This is a genomic window from Mobiluncus curtisii subsp. curtisii ATCC 35241 (genome assembly GCF_000146285.1).
Classification (GTDB): domain Bacteria; phylum Actinomycetota; class Actinomycetes; order Actinomycetales; family Actinomycetaceae; genus Mobiluncus; species Mobiluncus curtisii.
The window spans coordinates 2,081,550-2,099,595 of record NZ_GL385912.1 but is presented as its reverse complement, the minus strand read 5'-3'; the positions used below and the strand labels follow the sequence as shown (position 1 = coordinate 2,099,595).

The 18,046-nt window shown below is 54.6% G+C and carries 16 protein-coding genes and 1 tRNA gene; 14 read left to right on the top strand and 3 right to left on the bottom strand.

The annotated features are described in order from the left end of the window. The first annotated feature begins 80 nt into the window (after window positions 1-80). From HMPREF0574_RS09030 to HMPREF0574_RS09015, 4 genes are all read left to right on the top strand, one after another. Window positions 81-863, top strand: coding sequence for an ABC transporter ATP-binding protein (locus tag HMPREF0574_RS09030; RefSeq protein WP_004008445.1), 783 nt, complete (start codon window positions 81-83; stop codon window positions 861-863). Further along, entirely contained in the window at window positions 860-1,585 is a 726-nt protein-coding gene (locus tag HMPREF0574_RS09025) for an ABC transporter permease (RefSeq protein ID WP_004008444.1), read from the top strand. The genes HMPREF0574_RS09030 and HMPREF0574_RS09025 overlap by 4 nt, the downstream gene beginning before the upstream one ends. A gap of 11 nt (window positions 1,586-1,596) precedes the next feature. Further along, window positions 1,597-2,361, top strand: a complete 765-nt coding sequence (locus HMPREF0574_RS09020; protein WP_004008443.1) for an ABC transporter permease — start codon at window positions 1,597-1,599, stop codon at window positions 2,359-2,361. A 243-nt stretch (window positions 2,362-2,604) separates the two neighbouring features. Further along, window positions 2,605-2,817: a TOBE domain-containing protein gene (locus tag HMPREF0574_RS09015; protein WP_004008442.1), complete on the top strand. Its 213-nt coding sequence runs from the start codon at window positions 2,605-2,607 to the stop codon at window positions 2,815-2,817. A 196-nt stretch (window positions 2,818-3,013) separates the two neighbouring features. Here the strand turns inward: HMPREF0574_RS09015 and HMPREF0574_RS09010 are convergent. Further along, window positions 3,014-3,086: transfer RNA gene (locus HMPREF0574_RS09010), tRNA-Lys, on the bottom strand. Between the two features lie 247 nt (window positions 3,087-3,333). On the opposite strand from HMPREF0574_RS09010, the gene HMPREF0574_RS09005 reads away from it, so the two are divergent. From HMPREF0574_RS09005 to HMPREF0574_RS08995, 3 genes are all read left to right on the top strand, one after another. Then, a complete protein-coding gene (locus HMPREF0574_RS09005) occupies window positions 3,334-3,969 on the top strand; it encodes a hypothetical protein (protein ID WP_004008441.1) in 636 nt (211 codons plus the stop codon). A gap of 92 nt (window positions 3,970-4,061) precedes the next feature. Next, on the top strand, window positions 4,062-6,536 hold the full coding sequence (locus tag HMPREF0574_RS09000; protein ID WP_004008440.1) for an RNA degradosome polyphosphate kinase: 2,475 nt from the start codon (window positions 4,062-4,064) through the stop codon (window positions 6,534-6,536). 37 nt (window positions 6,537-6,573) lie between these two features. Beyond that, on the top strand, window positions 6,574-7,563 hold the full coding sequence (locus tag HMPREF0574_RS08995) for an NUDIX hydrolase (RefSeq protein WP_211581170.1): 990 nt from the start codon (window positions 6,574-6,576) through the stop codon (window positions 7,561-7,563). A 72-nt stretch (window positions 7,564-7,635) separates the two neighbouring features. On the opposite strand, the gene HMPREF0574_RS08990 is transcribed toward HMPREF0574_RS08995, so the two are convergent. Both HMPREF0574_RS08990 and HMPREF0574_RS08985 read right to left on the bottom strand, forming a co-directional pair. Then, on the bottom strand, window positions 7,636-8,670 hold the full coding sequence (locus HMPREF0574_RS08990) for an inorganic phosphate transporter (RefSeq protein WP_004008438.1): 1,035 nt from the start codon (window positions 8,668-8,670) through the stop codon (window positions 7,636-7,638). Window positions 8,671-8,682: 12 nt separating this feature from the next. After that, window positions 8,683-9,303 (bottom strand): DUF47 domain-containing protein, encoded by a 621-nt coding sequence (locus HMPREF0574_RS08985; RefSeq protein ID WP_004008437.1) that lies wholly within the window; start codon window positions 9,301-9,303, stop codon window positions 8,683-8,685. Between the two features lie 450 nt (window positions 9,304-9,753). Between HMPREF0574_RS08985 and HMPREF0574_RS08980 the strand changes: the two genes are divergently transcribed. From HMPREF0574_RS08980 to HMPREF0574_RS08950, 7 genes are all read left to right on the top strand, one after another. Further along, window positions 9,754-10,704, top strand: a complete 951-nt coding sequence (locus tag HMPREF0574_RS08980) for a hypothetical protein (RefSeq protein WP_004008436.1) — start codon at window positions 9,754-9,756, stop codon at window positions 10,702-10,704. Between the two features lie 87 nt (window positions 10,705-10,791). After that, window positions 10,792-11,856 carry a CAF17-like 4Fe-4S cluster assembly/insertion protein YgfZ gene (gene ygfZ, locus HMPREF0574_RS08975; protein WP_004008435.1) on the top strand — a complete coding sequence of 355 codons (1,065 nt, stop codon included), beginning with the start codon at window positions 10,792-10,794 and terminating at the stop codon, window positions 11,854-11,856. Window position 11,857: 1 nt separating this feature from the next. After that, window positions 11,858-12,214: a DUF2516 family protein gene (locus tag HMPREF0574_RS08970; protein ID WP_004008434.1), complete on the top strand. Its 357-nt coding sequence runs from the start codon at window positions 11,858-11,860 to the stop codon at window positions 12,212-12,214. A gap of 50 nt (window positions 12,215-12,264) precedes the next feature. Beyond that, entirely contained in the window at window positions 12,265-12,747 is a 483-nt protein-coding gene (gene dtd / locus HMPREF0574_RS08965; protein ID WP_036325108.1) for a D-aminoacyl-tRNA deacylase, read from the top strand. Window positions 12,748-12,824: 77 nt separating this feature from the next. Then, window positions 12,825-15,479 (top strand): ATP-dependent Clp protease ATP-binding subunit, encoded by a 2,655-nt coding sequence (locus tag HMPREF0574_RS08960; RefSeq protein WP_004008432.1) that lies wholly within the window; start codon window positions 12,825-12,827, stop codon window positions 15,477-15,479. A 173-nt stretch (window positions 15,480-15,652) separates the two neighbouring features. Then, the gene (locus HMPREF0574_RS08955; protein WP_004008431.1) at window positions 15,653-16,153 is read left to right on the top strand and encodes an RNA polymerase sigma factor; all 501 of its coding nucleotides are present in this window, start codon (window positions 15,653-15,655) and stop codon (window positions 16,151-16,153) included. 156 nt (window positions 16,154-16,309) lie between these two features. Then, window positions 16,310-17,953, top strand: a complete 1,644-nt coding sequence (locus tag HMPREF0574_RS08950; protein ID WP_004008430.1) for a hypothetical protein — start codon at window positions 16,310-16,312, stop codon at window positions 17,951-17,953. The last annotated feature ends 93 nt before the right edge of the window (window positions 17,954-18,046 follow it).

The window sequence follows — 18,046 nt, the reverse complement described above, 5'->3', positions numbered from 1 at the left end:
GGGGCGTCTGGATTGAAAAAGTAAGGTAAATGTAAGGTAGGGAGAATTTTGCCGTAAGGACAGGGCACTATGGTAAAACCATGGACGAAAAAATTGCTCATGACTATATTGTTACCACGGAACAGTTAACAAAAAAGTACAAATCATTTGTTGCTGTCGACGCCGTGTCACTGCATATTCGGAAAGGAAGTATTTACGGTTTCCTGGGTCCGAATGGGGCAGGTAAATCTACTACCATGAAGATGCTTTTAGGTCTCACGTCTCCCAGTAGGGGTACCTTTACGATAGATGGAAAACAGTTTCCTGGGGACCGCATATCCATACTGAAAGAAATCGGATCATTTATTGAGTCTCCGTCTTTCTATGCAAATCTGACCGGTAAGGAGAACCTTGAAATTATTCGCCGCATTTTGGGATTACCGAAAAGTGCAGTTGATGATGCGTTAGATTTGGTCGGGCTGTCCGAGTTCGGCGACCGTTTGGCAAAAAAGTATTCCCTGGGTATGAAACAGCGGTTAGGGCTGGCTGGAGCGTTGCTCGGCAGACCCCCGATTTTGATTTTGGATGAGCCGACAAATGGTCTCGATCCGTCGGGAATACACGAGATCCGAAATCTGATTAAGTCGCTGCCAGGTCTATATGCCTGCACAGTCCTGATTTCATCTCATATGCTGTCTGAGATTGAGTTGATGGCGGATGACATCGGAATACTTAACCACGGTCGCTTGCTGTTTGAAGGAAGTCTTGCCGAACTGCGAAAGTATGCCCTGAAATCCGGTTACGCTACAGACAATTTGGAAGAAATGTTCTTGTCCATGATTGAAACCGACAATGAGCACCGGAAGCAGAGGGCAAAACTATGACAGCGCTGGCAATCGAACTTAAGAAATGCAAAAGGACGGGTTTTCTCCCACTCATGCTGGCAGTGGGTATCTTGGGTGCAGCCTACGCGTTTCTAAATTTCACTTTACGCAAAGAAACATTATTGAGTCTGCCCCTCGCCCCGATGGATATCCTGCTGACCCAGCTTTACGGCATGATTATGGTATTAAATATGTTCGGTCTGATTGCTGCAGCCTGCATCATATACAATGTGGAATTTAAAGGAAATGCGGTAAAGAAATTGTATATGCTTCCAGTCAATGTCACTGCAGTATATGTGAGCAAATTTACCATTATGAGCGTCTTGTTCGCGATAGCTGTTTGCCTGCAAAACTGGGCACTTGCAGCTATTGGAGCGGTTGATTTGCCTTCCGGCGCATTCGACATCAGAATCCTGATTTCGTTTGCAGGCTATTCATTTCTCACTTCGTTGCCCGTTCTGTCCTTTATGCTATTTGTTTCGTCAAGAATTAAAAATGTATGGATCACCCTCGGAATTGGGGTGGTGGGATTTCTGAGTGGGATGGCTTTGGCGACTTCAGACATAGTCCTAAGCCTGGTGTCACCTTTTGTGGTCATGCTCAAACCCGCTGTCGCGATGAGCGCCCAACCGGATACCGCGGTAGTGCTCGTATCCCTGATAGAAACCATTCTGTTTTTCGCAGCCGGACTCTGGTGTGTTCGTCATCTGCGCTATGAATAGGGGAAATTACAATGAATTTTTCGGAATTGCTCAAAATCGAATTTTTGAAAACAAAACGCAGCCACATAACCCTTTTACTCTTTATAGCCCCGCTGCTCGTCGTTAGCTCCGGTGTGGCAAGCCTTCGTAGCTACTTATCGCCTGAGTATCCTAACGCTTGGGCAGCGATGTTCATCCAAAGTGCATTAATCTATTCCTATTACCTGCTCCCATTGAGCATGATTGTAGTATGTGTGATGATTGCGGGTCGCGAAACAGACCATAATGGCATACTAAAAATGTTGGCACTTCCCATTAGCCGCTATGCTCTCTCAGCTGCAAAATTTTGCGTGTTGCTCGCTTATTTGCTTCTGGAAATGGTCGTGTTCATGGCTTGTTTCGTAATCGCCGGATGGATGGCGACCTTTAGTATGGGAATTCAAGAATCGCTCCCACTCGTGTTTCTATTAAAATGGTGCGGCGCGCTTTTCCTGACCATGATTCCTAGCTTAACGATTATGTGGGCGATTACGGTAGTGTTTGACAAATTGTTTTTATCTATTGGTATAAATATACTTCTGGTCATACCCGGTATCCTCATGGCAAACACACCACTATGGTTGCTCTATCCCTATTGCTACAGCGGGTATCTGGTTTCACTCTCGCTCCACAGCGATAGGATACTCACCATCGGTACAGGATTTACCCTCTGGCCATTTGTGCCCATTGCTGTTCTCATTACTGCAATTATGTGGTTCATTGCTCTCACGCAGTTTGGGAAAAAAGAAATGAGCTGAACGGCAGGTAGGGGTTACGCTCGGGATGCGAGAAATTTTCACCAATACGCGCCGGTAGCTATGTCCCCGACAGATACTTCCTCTCGACAGACCCGCCGAGCAGCACCAGAGGCTTAAAGTCCTTTATTTGCAAGCAAATGCGGATATAGCGCCATGATAGAATCAGATTGATTCGGGAGTGTATTTCCCGGAAATCGATGGCGTCTCGGGTTGGCTGGGACAGAACACAATGAAGAGGTAAAAATGAAAATTTCTGCACGCAACCAGTTCAAAGGCACGGTAAAGAACATTGAACGTGGTGCGGTCAATTCAATCGTTGAAATTGAAGTCGCTCCGGGGGTTTGCTTCGCGGCGTCCATCACCAACACTTCGGTGGACAATTTGGGGCTTTCTGAAGGCTCAGATGCTTACGCCATTGTGAAAGCATCCTCTGTAATGGTGGGTGTAGACGCTTAATCTCTCAGAGAAACTATAAAAAACGGCACTTCGGTGCCGTTTTTTAATGCTTTCGTGCGGTTGTATTGATGGGTCGAGGATTGGGTTGTGGGTAGACCCAGGGGGCTTTTTCTGTTTGGTGCTTCGGCGGCGCAATGCCCACTGGGCAGCGTTAAATGTTTGAGTGGGATGTCCAAAGCTCATCCCACTCAAAAAGTAGGCCCAGGGGGGCTCGAACCCCCGACCCACGGATTAAAAGTCCGCTGCTCTACCAACTGAGCTATAGGCCCGTAGGAAAGATTATAAGTAAAAAATCTCCGTAACGACAACTGAGCACGTGGTCCCCTGCTGAAAATCAGGTCTGCCAGCGGATTGACCGCCATCCTGAGACTATCTGGTGTGGGCGCTGCAGCTCCAGGTGTGCCCCGTCAGAATCCCTCGGATTGGGAACAGCGAGGGAAATGCTCTCTGCATCTCCAAGTTCGCACAAAAACCCGTGTGAACGGGGATAATTAAGGTAAACCGAAGGAGGAAACCATGGAAACCAGGAAACCGCGACGCCCGGCCATCATCGAACCAGAAACTTTGGAATATTTGGAAGGCGAGGAAGACCCGGCACTGTCCAGTGAATCCGCGCACACCTCGGCTCGGATCTTGGTGAAATCCCCCAACGGAGAGTGGTCTGACCCCGAGCCGGAGACCAAGGAACGCCTGCTGGCATTCATGCAAGGGAACGGCGTAGATGAACTCGCCGAGCTGTGGTCGCGTTCCCCAGTCAACACCCTGCCCGGTGTCCTGTGGCGACTGCTGCTGATAGATCAGTGGGTGAAACGCTACCCGGAAGGCGTGAATACGCGCTTCAAACAGGGACTCAATTCCCCGCAGCTTTCGGAATATCTCGATATTGACGGGGCGCATTCCCTGGATTTTCCCGCCTGGAAAAAACAGCTGGAACAAATCCTGAGCGGAAGTTTCGACGATAATTTCGCCGATTTTCTGGATAGGTCCCAGGCGGTGCTGCGAGTCTTGGCAGCCAGTGAATCGGTTTGGATGAAGAAAGATTCCGCGAACCCGCTGGCTAACGAAGTAACCCTGCGAGACAACGCCCTGCTGGTCACCGCCGACGAGCTGCTCGATGCGGCGGCAATGTATCGCGAAGGTCGCTTGGACTGAGGCGCTGCACCACTTGCCGCCCCCGCACGGGACAGCAAACTGCACATAAGCAATACATGAGCAACACTAACCAATAGTTGAGGGGACATAAGGTGTCGGATAACCAGAAGAACAACGCTAAACCGGAAACAAATGGGACAGAAATTCCCGTCCCACCTCCCTTGCCGGGAACAGAAAAGAAATCCCTGTTCGCGGGCGCTACGGCGGAGGAAATGTTTCCGAAAAACGATTTGAATCCCGGTGGTTCCCAAGAATACGACGATGCGGACTTTACGGAACCACAAGCCCCTCGAGAAGAAACCCTGCCCGACCCGGTCGCGATAGCTCGTGCGGACGCCTTAGGCTCAAAACTCAAAAAGAACAAATCCTCAAATAAGATTGACCACAAGCCCCTCACCCTAAAGAAAGAAGACGGGTTGACCCCCGACGGGCTGCCGAAACTGCCCAAGGGGCGTTTCGCCGACCGGGAACTGTCCTGGCTCGCTTTCAACCAGCGGGTCTTTGAACAAGCCCAAGACCCGCGTCTGCAACTGTTGGAACGGGCGTGGTTCCTGACGATTTACTGCTCCAACCTGGACGAGTTCTATATGGTACGGGTCGCGGGTCTGAAGCGCCGTATCGCCGCGGGATTCGCGACAGTTTCTGCATCGGGGTTGACTCCGCGTCAGCTGGAAGGCGAAATCAGCCGACGCTCCCACGAGATGACCGGTAACGTCTATCATTCTTTCCAAGACGAGATTCGCCCAGCTCTGGATAAAGCCGGTCTGGTCATCACCGATTGGGATCGTCTGAACGAAACTCACCACGAAATTCTGCACCGATACTTCCGCAATCAGGTGTTCCCCATCCTGTCGCCGCTGGCAGTGGACCCGTCCCACCCCTTCCCTTACATCACCGGGCTGTCACTGAACCTGGCAATAATTGTGCGTAACCCCAACACCGGCAAAGAACACTTTGCGCGTATCAAAGTGCCACCCATCCTGCCGCGCTTCGTAGCCGTGACAGAAAACGGGGTCGAGAATGACCCCTCGAGCGTAATTTTGGCAGGGGAAAAGGTTAACTTCGTCCCCATCGAACAAATAATTTCTGCACATCTCGATCACCTGTTCCCCGGCATGGAAATCAAAGAAGCCCACGAGTTTAGGGTGACTCGTAACGAGGATTTGGAAGTCGAAGAAGACGACGCGGAAAATATTTTGACCGCGATGGAATCTGAGCTCGCGAAACGGCGTTTCGGACCGGCAGTGCGCCTGGAAGTGGCGGAATCTATGCCGGCGTTCCTGTTGGATTTCCTAAAAGAGAACCTCGAAATTGGGACTTCCGACGTGTTCCGACTCCCCGCGCCGCTGGACCTACGCGGTCTTAACGACCTGCACGACTTGGACATTCCCCAGTTGAAGTACCCGCCGTATGTGCCCGTGACCCCAGCAGGACTGGCAGAGAAAGAATCATCGAAACCTGCGGATATTTTCAGCTCAATTCGTGACCATGACGTGCTGATACACCTGCCTTATGATTCTTTCGCCACCTCGGTGCAGCAGTTCATCGTGCAAGCCGCGCAAGATCCGAACGTGCTGGCAATCAAACAGACCCTGTACCGGACCTCGGGTGATTCCCCAATCGTCCAGGCCCTGATTGACGCCGCCCGTGCCGGGAAACAGGTCGTGGCTATCGTCGAGATTAAAGCGCGTTTTGATGAAGAAGCCAACATCGGTTGGGCGCGCAAAATGGAACATGCAGGGGTTCACGTGGTTTACGGTTTGGTGGGGTTGAAAACGCACTGCAAGCTGTGCCTGGTGGTACGTCAAGAACCTGACGGACTGCATCGCTACTGCCACGTCGGTACCGGCAACTACCACCCGAAGACGGCACGTGGGTATGAGGATTTGGGTCTGCTGACCGATGATCGCGAAGTCGCTCAAGACCTGACCCGTTTGTTCAACCAGCTCAGTGGATACGCTCCCCGCTCGACTTTCCACCGACTGCTGGTCGCCCCCCGCTCCATTCGTGATGGCTTGATTGAGCGGATAAACCGCGAAATTGCTAACAAGAAAGCTGGCAAGAAAGCTGGAATCCTGTTCAAAATCAACTCGATTGTCGACGAGCGTATGACGGATGCGCTCTACCGGGCTTCCCAAGCGGGAGTACCGGTGATGGTCCAGGTCCGTGGCATTTGCTCCATCAAGCCGGGTATCCCCGGTCTGAGCGAAAACATTAGAGTGGTGTCTATCCTGGGACGATTCCTGGAGCACTCGCGAGTCTATGCGTTTAAGAACGACGGGGACCCCGAAGTGTGGATTGGTTCCGCGGACCTGATGCACCGCAACTTGGATCGTCGCGTCGAAGCGCTGGTGAAAATCGTGGACCCCGAACAGATTCAATATCTGATTGATTTGGTCAAACACGGCATGGCAGAAACGACTGCATCATGGCGATTGATGCCTGACCAACAGTGGGTGCGAGTCAACCGCAACGATGCCGGGCTGCGTCTAGAGGATATCCAGGAAACCTTGATGAGCCACACCTCCTCGCGGGTGGCAGGACGCGGTGGCGTCTCACGGCATTGAAACGGGTGCTGAGGACGATACCGGAAAGGGGAATCTGATGAGTAAAGTATTAGCTGCCGGCGGGGTGGTTTGGCGTGGCGGGGAACTGCGTCCAGCCCTGGAGGGCGTACCCACCCAAACCCCTTATGAATTTTTAATCGTCCACCGCCCAAAGTACAACGACTGGTCCCTACCAAAAGGAAAAATGGAACCAGGTGAACTGCTACCTGCTTGTGCGGTGCGGGAAATCGCCGAAGAAACGGGGGTGCAAGTGTGCCTGGGACCACAGCTCGGAGTCACGGCATACCCGGTGGAAGGGCGTCAGAAACAGGTGACTTACTGGCTGGCTCAGGTGCGCCACAGTGCGGCGATACTGGCCAGACCCTATGTGGAACCCGCCTCGACACGCGAGATAAACGAGACTCGCTGGGTCGACCAGACGCGAGCACAGGAACTTTTGACTCAAGAATATGACCGTCACCTGATAGCGCACGCGGAGGAATGCCTGCGACAGGGCTGGGGAGACTCGACACCCGTCATGCTCGTGCGGCACGGGAAAGCCAAGAATCGACTGAAATGGAACACCGATGATTCCTTGCGTCCGTTAAAGAAACGCGGCAGACACCAGGCTGAGAATCTCGTTTCAGTCCTGAGCGCTTTTGGAATTTCTCGCATGTTTTGTTCCCCGTGGAAACGCTGCGAGCAAACGATACGCCCCTACTTGAAAGCCAGTGGAATCAGGTGCGAATTTCCGGACGTGTTGAGCGAGGATGGTTACGCTGCCAATCCTTACGCCGGGCGGGAACTGTTGCGCGCACTGCTCCAAGCTGCCCCCGCGGAAGGACCGACCGCCCTGTGCTCCCATGCCCCGGTGCTGATTCCGCTGATGCGGTCTCTGGGCAACGACTTTTTGAGAGAAACCCTGATACCTCTGGAAACTGGAGAATCCCTAATCGTCCACGTAATTCCTGGCGTTGAAGCCGACCCGAAACTGATCGCTGTCGAACGGGCAGAAGCGGAACCACCCGCCGGTTACGCGCGGGATTAGTCAGAAATCCGCACAAGCCCGCTCGACCGGTTTTTGTGTTCGCTCGGCGCGCGGAGGGAGATGGTGCGCTGCCTAGATTCGCAGCAGGAATTCCAACAGGCTGTAGACCGCGGCAGCGACCACGGCAGCAGCGGGAAGAGTCAGCACCCAAGCCACCACGATGTTTCCTGCGGTTCCCCAGCGGACTGCGGAAAGCCTGCGAGTCGCGCCCACTCCCATGATGGCGGTGGTCACGGTATGCGTAGTGGAAATCGGGGCGTGCCAGATAAACGCGGTAAAGTACAGCACACCCGCGGCAACTGTCTCGGAGACAAAACCGTTAGCCGGATTGACATGAATCACCCGAGAACCCAAGGTCTTCATGATGCGAAACCCGCCCACGAAAGTGCCGGCGGCAATGGCGATAGCCGCCGCAAACTTGACCCACAGAGGAATGGGATCATCCAAGTCAACATGACCGGAAGCAACCAGAGCGATGAAAATGACCCCCATGGTCTTTTGTGCATCCTGCAAGCCGTGACCCAGAGCGAGCGCCGCGGAAGAGAACTTTTGACCGACCCGGAATTTGCGCATGGTCCGACGATAAGCCAGGTTCTTCATGAACATCATCACCAAGCTCATCAGCACATACGCGAAAGTGAAACCAATCAGTGGGGAAACCACCATCGGAATCAAAACGTGGGAAGTGATTGTCGACCAATTCACCGTGACTCCCGCTGCCAAGCCAGCCCCTGCCAGACCACCAATCAGTGCGTGCGAGGACGATGACGGCAGCCCAAAGTACCAGGTGATGATGTTCCAACAAATCGCCCCGATGAGACCCCCGAGAATAATCAACAGACCGTGGGCTCTCTCGGCGTGAGAAACAGCCGTGGCATATCCGGACATGTCGATGATTCCGGAACCGATAGTTTTCGCCACCTCAGTCCCCAGCAGAGATCCCACCAGGTTCATGACCGCAGCCATCGCTAGGGCAGTGCGCGGCGCCCAGGCTCGTGTGGAAATTGCGGTGGCAATAGCGTTGGCAGCATCGTGGAAACCATTGGTGAAATCAAAGACAACTGCGATGACAACGACGAGAACGACCAGTAGCAGAGAAATATCCATCGGGGAGCACCCTCAAGATTCCTTTATCGCAATGCCCTCAACCAGAGCAGCTAGATGCTCGAAAGCATCGCAAGCATCCTCAAGCCGTTCGGTGACGTCTTTCAGCTTGATGACCGCTATCGGGTCAGGATTGTGATTCACAATATCGGACAAGCAATGCATATAAATCTGGTCGGCTTGATTCTCTAAGCGGTTGACTTCCACCCAGTATTCGCGCAGTTCATCCAAGGTTTTCAGGCGTGGCATGGCGGAAGCCGTAACCTTGGCGCACTTTTGGAGGATGGCTGCCTGTTTATGCAAGCATTCGGGAATTTCTTGCAGCTGATAGACCACAATGAGATTTCCAGCTTCGTCTACTAAGTCCATGCAATCGTCCAGACGGTAAGCCAATTCGCTGAGATCATCGCGATCCAGAGGCGTGACGAAAGTCTGGTTAATTTTGTTCATGAACTCGTGGGTCAAATCATCAGAAGAATTCTCGACCGCGTGTAAATCGTTGCGCACCCCATCGCGCTGCGCAGTCGGGAGCGACATCAATTTTGCCAAGATATCGGTGCCCTCAATCAGGTTGTTGGCAATTTCGGTGAGCTGCTCGAAAAATCCCTCATCTTTGGCGCGATTGAACAGACCCATTTTTCACCCTTCTTAGTGATGGATTCGGCAAAACCTGACTAGCCTGAGAACCAGTTGCAACAGTTCTAGCGAATCGTGTTATGTCGGTCTCGTTTACTCTATCTGGTTGAGACCTACATTGTAAAAACAGGGTAAGTTTTAGGGCAAAGACAGGTTAATTCGGGTCATTACCAGAAGGTTTGTCAGGTTAAAGGGGAGATTAAAAGTTTTTTTCGTTAAAACCGGAGACAAGGTATCGCAGGTGTGGTAACTTAAATACAAGACATCGATGTCCGTAGAAGCCCCGGGCTCCATATACTGCCGCTACGAGCGGCCTTCGCGCCGACAGGCGCTTTACGGTTTCGGTGTCGTTGAAGGCTCCGCTTGTCGGAGCCTTCAGAGTTTAACCCCAGAGGAACGCCAGAACAGGCGCGTTCCTGGCAGCTCCCAAACTTATGAGAGAATCAGAGCATGACTTCCCAGCCTCACGCGGAAAAGCCGGACCCCTCCCTGACCAATACGGTAAAAATTACGCGTCGCGTGCGTCGGGAGGAACACCAGGCAGAACAGATTGAAAAGCTGCCGAAAGTTCCGGAGTCCCTAATCGGGCGGGTCATCTGTGCGCATCCGGAAATCATCACCGCCCTCGCGGCTTTGGGTATGTCCCTCATTTTTGTGCTCCCTGCGGATTTCTTGACCGTGGCAGGGGTTATCGCGGTAGCGTGTTTCGCCTTCGGCTGGGCGCATTTGGCGCATCTTCCCGCCCCCCGAGCCTCTTTCATTCTGTTGACTACCTTTGGGGTGTTGGCTGTACTGATGGGAAGAATCTTTGGAGATTTCTCGATAGTGGCAGAAGTCGTGGGCTTGGGCGTCATGGGGGCTTTCATCGTTGAAATGCTGCGTCGCCCCCGGACAGATTTGTTGAGCTCAGTGGCGGGCAATGTGACCGGAATACTCATCGTCTCCACCGCGGGGGCTTGGGTCATGCTAGAAGCGGAAACACTGTGGTATTTCCTGCTGGTGCCCGGCGCGGTCACTCTCATCGGGGGATGCATCGGCATGGCGATGAGCGCCAATTGGCAGTTGAAATGGAGAGTCTTTACAGGAATCCTGTTCTCGGTAATTTTTGGTTTGGCAGCCGGGGCAGCCATCCTCGTGATGGAAGGAACTTCGCGGGATCAGATGGTGCTTTTTGCGGGGGGACACCTTCCCAGCTTGACCGTGGCTTTGGTTTCCGGGCTGCTGCTGGGGGTCGTGTTCGGAATTGCGTTCGCGTCACTGACGGTACTTTTTAGTGGCGACCTGGCTCCATCAACAGTTTCGGCCGCGGTCAGCCAAGCTTTCATTCCCGTTCTCGCAGCGGCGGTGCCGCTCTATATTCTGGCGCGGCTTTTAGTGGGGGAGGGTCCTACACTTGCTTGAGGAATGTTCCCAGGTTCGCGCCCAAACTGTAAATAGGGGGTAAAAATGCAAGTCACCTATCCGAGCGTTGACCGAAGTTGGCCGGGGATGGTCACAGACACGGGCTGGAATCACGGGCTGGAACTGCTCGAAGGGCGTGGCTATGTCACGATTCCCTTGGGAGTGCTGAAAGTTTCCGGGACAGATCGCTGGACGTGGCTGAACTCTGTCAGTACCCAAGATTTTTCCAACTGGGAGACTGCCTCGTCACGAGAAGCCCTCATTCTCGACCCCACCGGACATATCGAGTTGAGTTTTTTCGCGGTAGACGATGGCACTAACGTATGGATTCTGACCGAAGAACCGCGAGGTGCCGTCGAGTTTTTCCAGTCGATGCGGTTCCGTTCCCGTGTGGAAATCGCCGACGTGAGCGCAGACTTTACCGTCATAGGCTATCTGAAAACCGGGGACAAGGACTCTTTGGCAGCCCAATTTTGGAGTGAGCAGGCGCGCGTGACCTGGACTGATCCCTGGCCCGGTCCGGTGGGAAACACGACCACATTCACCATTCCCGGCGCGAGCCACCCGGCGGACGACCCTGCCGCACCCCACCGTGAACTGGCGGTAGTTTCGCATCCTGACCTGCCGGCTCTCGAAGCAAAGGCGGCAACGAACGCCCTGATGAAAGCAGACTTAGGCGCTTGGGAAGCCGTAAGAATCTCCCTATGGCACCCCCGCCTGGGGCGCGAGGGCAAACCGGGGACCCTCCCTCATGAATTGGACTGGCTGCGGGTCGCTGTCAGTTTGCAAAAGGGCTGCTATCCCGGTCAAGAAACCGTGGCGAAGCTGACCAATCGGGGTCGTCCCCCGCGCCGCCTCACGTTTTTGGATATAGATGGGTCCCGCGAGGAACTCCCTGCCATAGGTTCTCCTCTCACCTTGGAATCTGACGGCTCCGAAGTCGGGGTGTTGACCTCCGTGGCTTATCACCCCACAGACGGTCAAATCGGTCTGGGTTTGCTAAAACGCCAGGTTAATCCCGCGGAAATACTGCTGGTGGAGGGAACGCGTGCGGCACAAAGCGTCATCGTGGACCCCAGCGGGGACAACCCGCGACGCCTGGACGACAGCAAGCTAAGCGGTTTACTAGGTTTGAGAGCGAGGAAAAAATAAAATGTCGGATATTTTCGCGGCGATAAACTCGGTGCAAACGTTTCTGGTGCTGGGATTGGTCCTGATTGTGGTGGGAATGAGCCTGTATGCCTTGCTCCACACCCTGACTACCCCCGCCCAGGCTTTTCCGACTGAAGGCAAACGGACCCGCAACTTTTGGGCTTTGCTGAACCTGCTGGCACTGGTGATTTCCTTCTTGGGGATAACGCCCAACGGTTACGTAGGTTTATTTGGCGTGATGATGGCTCTGATAATTCCGGCTGTGTACTTGGCAGATGTACGTCCCGCCGTGGCTTCGTGGCGCCGACGCGGCAATAACTCGCGAGGAATGGGGCAACGTCCCCCAACGCCCTGGTGAACCCGGAACAGACAGAACGAGACGGCGACGCAAATCGGAAAGGAAAATCGATGCGAGCAGTAATTCAGCGTGTTAACGGCGCAAAATGTGTAGTTAACGGTGAGGTCACCGGCGAATTTACGGGACCGGGACTGGTGGTCCTGTTAGGGGTAACTCACACGGACGGAGACGCGCAGGTCGAAAAAATGGCGCGCAAGATTGCGAATCTGCGTATTTTTGACGCTCCGGGTGCCTATGATGCGGCTGGGGGGTCTGAGAAACTTTCACAAGCGCGTGGTGCGGAAGCTTCCGCGGTCCAGTTGGGGCTGCCGGTGCTGCTGATTAGCCAATTCACGCTCTATGGAGACGCGCGCAAGGGCAATCGACCTTCGTGGGTGGCGGCAGCACCGGGAGAAGTGGCGCAACCGCTGGTCGACGCGGTGGGAGCCGCGCTGCAGGATCAGGGGATGCGAGTGGAACGCGGAATTTTCGGGGCTGACATGAAAGTGAGCTTCACCAATGACGGACCGTTCACGATTCTGTTGGAAGTGTGAGTTAGCCGGTAGTGAACACAGTCGCGTTTTCACGGCACGGGGGCATAAATTGGTAGCGAGTATTAAAGGGAGTGCGTATGTTTGAAAGATTTACCGACCGAGCCCGCCGGGTGGTGGTGTTAGCCCAAGACGAAGCCCGCCGGCTGAACCAAAACTATATCGGCACCGAACACCTGCTGCTGGGACTAATCCATGAGGGTGATGGCATCGCGGCGCGAGCTTTGGAAACGATGGGTATCTCGCTAGAGGCTGTGCGCGCTCAGGTGATTGAGATTATCGGTGAGGGAGAGCAGCCCACTACCGGTCATATTCCCTTTACCCCGCGAGCCCGCAAGGTGCTGGAATTTTCTATGCGTGAGGCGTTGCAGTTAGGGCATAACTACATCGGTACCGAACACATACTGCTGGGGTTGTTGCGGGAAGGCGACGGGGTCGCCGCCCAAGTCCTCATCAAACTCGGTGCTGACCTGAACAATGTGCGCCAGACCGTTATCGAACTGCTGTCTGGATACCAGGGCGGTCAGTCTCAACAGAGCGGTCGCGATACTGTGGGCGTCGGTGGCGGTCGTGCCGATAACCCCAACGCGGGGGGTAACTCGGCAATCCTGGACCAGTTCGGACGCAACCTCACCCAGGCGGCGCGGGAGTCCAAACTTGACCCGGTCATTGGACGCACCAAGGAAATGGAACGCGTCATGCAAATCTTGTCCCGGCGCACCAAGAACAATCCGGTCTTGGTTGGTGAACCGGGAGTGGGTAAAACCGCCGTGGTGGAAGGTCTGGCCCAGAGTATTGTCCGCGGAGACGTCCCGGAGACTTTGAAAGATAAACAGCTTTATTCTCTGGATATGGGTTCCTTGGTGGCGGGTTCGCGCTACCGTGGTGATTTTGAGGAACGTCTCAAGAAGGTGCTGAAGGAAATCCGCACCCGTGGGGACATCATCTTGTTCATCGACGAGATTCATACCCTGGTCGGTGCGGGCGCAGCGGAGGGCGCGATTGACGCTGCCTCCATTTTGAAACCGATGCTGGCTCGCGGTGAGTTACAGACCATCGGCGCCACCACCATCGAGGAGTACCGCAAGTACATCGAAAAGGACTCGGCTCTGGAACGACGTTTCCAGCCGGTCAAGGTCGAAGAACCCAGCGTGGAAGAAACCGTTGCCATCCTCAAGGGGTTGCGGGACCGTTACGAGTCGCATCACCGAGTCATGATTACTGACGCGGCTCTCGCTGCCGCGGCGCAGCTGGCGGATCGTTACGTATCTGACCGGTTCTTACCGGATAAGGCAATTGACCTGGTTGACGAAGCTGGAGCGCGTTTGCGGATTAAGCGCATGACGGCGCCGCCAGAGCTGAAGGAAGTCGACGAAAAAATCGCCAAGACCCGTCAAGCCAAAGAGGCTGCCATTGATGCCCAAGATTTTGAAAAGGCTGCCCAGCTGCGTGACGAGGAAAAGCATCTGACGGAAGAACGCGCAGCGAAGGAATCCCAGTGGCGCCAGGGCGAAGACACCTCTGAATCGGTGGTTGACGAGGAGCAAATCGCCGAGGTCTTGGCGATGTCCACCGGCATTCCGGTGTTCAAACTCACGCAGGCAGAGTCCTCGAAACTGCTGCGGATGGAAGACGAACTGCACAAGCGCATTATCGGGCAAGACGAAGCGGTCAAGGCAGTGTCCCAGTCCATCCGCCGGACCCGCGCCGGTTTGAAAGACCCGAAGCGACCCGGTGGCTCGTTCGTGTTTGCCGGACCCACCGGGGTGGGCAAGACCGAGCTCGCCAAAGCTCTGGCAGAATTCCTCTTTGGTGACGAAAACGCCCTGGTACAGCTGGATATGTCCGAATTTTCGGAAAAGCATACAGCATCCCGACTGTTCGGCTCGCCTCCGGGCTACGTCGGCTATGACGAGGGCGGTCAGCTCACCGAAAAGGTGCGCCGCAAGCCCTTTAGCGTCGTGCTGTTCGACGAAGTGGAAAAGGCACACCCGGATATCTTTAACAGCCTGTTGCAGGTGTTGGAAGAGGGACACCTCACGGACTCGCAAGGACGCCTGGTCGACTTTAAGAACACCATCATCATCATGACCACGAACCTCGGTACCCGTGAAATCAACAAGGGCGTGCTGACTGGTTTCCAAGCCAGCGGCGAGTTAGCCACGGACTATCAGCGGATGAAGGGCAAGGTTCAGGAAGAACTGAAACAGCACTTCCGTCCCGAGTTCCTCAACCGGGTGGACGAAATCGTGGTGTTCCCGCAGCTTGAAAAGGGCGAAATCCTGCAGATTGTTGACCTGATGATCGCCAAGCTCGATGACCGGATGCTGGATCAGGGCATGGCTTTGCAGATTACTCCCGCGGCGCGAGCTTTGCTGGCGCACAAGGGCTTCGACAAGACGTTGGGAGCTCGCCCGTTGCGTCGGGCGGTGCAGCGCGAAATTGAGGACGTTCTGTCCGAAAAGATTTTGTTCTCTGAGCTGGGCGAAGGACAGACCGTAACGGTAGACGTCGAACCGAGGTTCATCAAGCACGAGTCTGCAGACAAGGTGAATGGGACGGATTGGGAGTTCACTGACGACGCCGAATTCACATTTACCGGCTCGGACGGGCTGCCCGAAGGTCGAGCTCAACAGCGCCGCAAGCTCGAAGACGTGACCGCAGCGACCATTCGTGAAGCCGAATTGGCAGCTCGGGAAGCGGATGATTCTCCGGATAAAGAGCCGGCGGCATAAGCACCATAGACAACTTCGCGGGTCTGCCTTAGCAGACCCGCGAAGAGTTTAACCCCTCTCCGGAAGTCATCCTTTCTGAAACAGAGTCGTTATGGGTTCATGGTTGAGCCCGTTACGGGGTATATTCATAAGAGTCATATTTGTTGCGTCGCGTCAAGGGAGAGGCCGAATCTATGTCCACCGCCAGCCACGATGAACAGTGGTTTGAGCGAGTATTTGCGGAACACGGCACGGCTATAGTGAGATTCCTCTATCGTCGTGGAGCCTACAGTGACGCTGAGGATTTGGCAGCAGAAGTCTTTACCGTGATGTGGAGGAAAAAAGCCGAAGTCCCCGACGGCGCCGAACTGCCCTGGCTGTACAAAACCGCGGGCTTGACCTTGGCTAACTGGTATCGCAAAAAGAAGTCCCTACCGATGGGGGATAACCAAGAAAGCCTGGACTCTACCGATTTTTCCGACCCTGCCCAACTCGTCGTGGAGGACCAGGGCATGCGAGCCGCCCTGCTGAGTCTCAGCGAAAGAGACCGAGAAATCATCCTCGCGGTCGCCTGGGAAGGCTTGAGCGGCAATGCCTTGGCACAATATTTGGGAGTGAGTCGCTCGGCAGCGGATGCAGCCTTATCACGAGCGCGGAAACGGCTGGAGGAAGCGATTGAAAATAATACTTCTTAGGGAAGTGTAAGAAACGCCAGGCAGGTTACATGTATATGTTGCAAGGTCGAAACTGTGCCGGGCCTGAGGACGGTTTCGACCAGCTAAAACTTTTATTGATATGAACGACGAAATTCGGTAATCACAACGATTGCCGTACAGGAGAAGGACCAGGAAGTGGACAACCACAAAGTCGAGATGAGCGGGCTGGAGGCTCTGCGCTCACTCGACCCTGCCTGGAACCTGCCCGTTGATTTAGACTCGTTGCGCGCCAAAGTTTCCGCCCAGATGGAATCTGAAGGTTTGACTTTTGCAGCGCAGCCACCCGCGCATGTGGTTGCGACGGAGACTGCGGATACCCAAACTCCGGTAGCGGAAGTTGTTTCTCTGGCGGTGCGCCGGCACACGCTGGCAGTGCGTCGTAACTGGCTGGTTGGCTTGGGCGCGGCGGCGGCGGCAACAGTGGTCGGTTTTACGGGATGGAGTGCGCTTTCCCCCGATGAACGTGGCGCCGTGCCCATTTCAGACGACGGCGTGGTGATTGCAGACGGACCGCGTATTACTGCCGCGGGCTCCGAGATTGTAGTGCCCGGAGCCAGTGAACGTTTGGAAAATGTCGGCGATGTCGAGTTCGTAGCGGCGGGTCATTTTTCTACCGTTCCAACTAAAGCCCCGATTTTGCGTGTCGGGAAAGGAGCCAGTGTTTCTGCTGATCAAGTCCAGAAAGTCGCGAACTCTTTGGGCATGAGAGGCTCCGTTAAAAAGAACGGCGCCGGATTCACGGTCACGGATACCAAGGGGGCGACCTTGACGGTCACTGTGGGTCAGCTGACTTCTCTGACTTTTGATAACCCCTCGGCGGTGCGGATGGAATGCGTACCGGTGAAACCTGGAGATGGCAACGTAGAACTGCCGAACCCTGACGCGACCAAGAATCCGACCGAGAACTCTGGCGCTAGCTCCAATAGCTCTCCAGCTCCGAGCACTTCGACCGCTCCCGGCTCCACGCCGCTGGAACCTGGTGAACCGACTGAACCGAGCGTGGCGCCGACCCCGAAGTGGACTCCAACCCCGACCGAGACGCCGACGGAAACTGTTCCTCCGGCGGTACGCCCGGAAATTCCAGAACCAAGTCATCCCGCCACCAAGGGAGCTACGCAAAACGTTGACACCGCAGATAACGTTAACGTACCTGGCGCAGTGGTCGAGGTTGGTCAGCTGCAAGTCCTGCTGGTCGTAAACCAAACCACGGATCCTTCCGGGAATTCGCCCATAGAGACCGTTGAACCGCAGGCGACGCAGAACCCGTCTCCGGGACCAACTCCTTGTGTCATGAAAGTGGCAGGAAACGCGCCCTCTCCCCAAAACGCTATCGCCCAAGTTGAGAAAGTTGCGGCTTCTCTGGGAGCTACCGTGATGAGCCGCTCGGCAGGAGCCAGCCAGAAAGATGGTCTGACCACGGTAACTGTTCCGGTGAAGATGCCTGGTCAATCCTCAACCCAAAGCTGGAAAGCTGTAGTTTCGGAAGCTGGGGTGGCTTCGATTCGAGCCAACTTGGGTAAGGAAACGAAGATTGGCGAGTACAAGGTTATTTCTGAGGCTCAGGCAGTGGAGCGTCTCAACAATCCGAAGTACGGTCCTTTGGATGTGCATAACCAGAAGGGTCTGCCCACCAAGATTGATGGTCGAATCGACTTGGTGAGTGCCCGGCTGGTCAGTCAACCAGTCAGACAAAAGGACGGCTCCATCCTGGACATGCCGGTCTATCTGTTGACTGACTCTCAGGGGCGGGTTTGGACAGTCCTGGCAGTGGCGGAGTAAGCCCGCTACAAACTCTCCCACCTCTGTTCCTTTCATATTCAGCAGGTTCCGCGCTCGTTTTTCACGGGGAAGGGGAACCTGCGCTGCGTACCG

Bases quoted from the DNA above. Each gene is read 5' to 3' on its own strand.
- HMPREF0574_RS08970 (WP_004008434.1), top strand. From the start codon at position 11,858: ATGTCGGATATTTTCGCGGCGATAAACTCGGTGCAAACGTTTCTGGTG.
- HMPREF0574_RS08960 (WP_004008432.1), top strand. From the start codon at position 12,825: ATGTTTGAAAGATTTACCGACCGAGCCCGCCGGGTGGTGGTGTTAGCC.
- HMPREF0574_RS08955 (WP_004008431.1), top strand. From the start codon at position 15,653: ATGTCCACCGCCAGCCACGATGAACAGTGGTTTGAGCGAGTATTTGCG.
- HMPREF0574_RS09030 (WP_004008445.1), top strand. From the start codon at position 81: ATGGACGAAAAAATTGCTCATGACTATATTGTTACCACGGAACAGTTA.
- HMPREF0574_RS08995 (WP_211581170.1), top strand. From the start codon at position 6,574: ATGAGTAAAGTATTAGCTGCCGGCGGGGTGGTTTGGCGTGGCGGGGAA.
- ygfZ (WP_004008435.1), top strand. From the start codon at position 10,792: ATGGTCACAGACACGGGCTGGAATCACGGGCTGGAACTGCTCGAAGGG.
- HMPREF0574_RS09005 (WP_004008441.1), top strand. From the start codon at position 3,334: ATGGAAACCAGGAAACCGCGACGCCCGGCCATCATCGAACCAGAAACT.
- dtd (WP_036325108.1), top strand. From the start codon at position 12,265: ATGCGAGCAGTAATTCAGCGTGTTAACGGCGCAAAATGTGTAGTTAAC.
- HMPREF0574_RS08985 (WP_004008437.1), bottom strand. From the start codon at position 9,303: ATGGGTCTGTTCAATCGCGCCAAAGATGAGGGATTTTTCGAGCAGCTC.
- HMPREF0574_RS08980 (WP_004008436.1), top strand. From the start codon at position 9,754: ATGACTTCCCAGCCTCACGCGGAAAAGCCGGACCCCTCCCTGACCAAT.
- HMPREF0574_RS09025 (WP_004008444.1), top strand. From the start codon at position 860: ATGACAGCGCTGGCAATCGAACTTAAGAAATGCAAAAGGACGGGTTTT.
- HMPREF0574_RS09020 (WP_004008443.1), top strand. From the start codon at position 1,597: ATGAATTTTTCGGAATTGCTCAAAATCGAATTTTTGAAAACAAAACGC.
- HMPREF0574_RS09015 (WP_004008442.1), top strand. From the start codon at position 2,605: ATGAAAATTTCTGCACGCAACCAGTTCAAAGGCACGGTAAAGAACATT.
- HMPREF0574_RS08990 (WP_004008438.1), bottom strand. From the start codon at position 8,670: ATGGATATTTCTCTGCTACTGGTCGTTCTCGTCGTTGTCATCGCAGTT.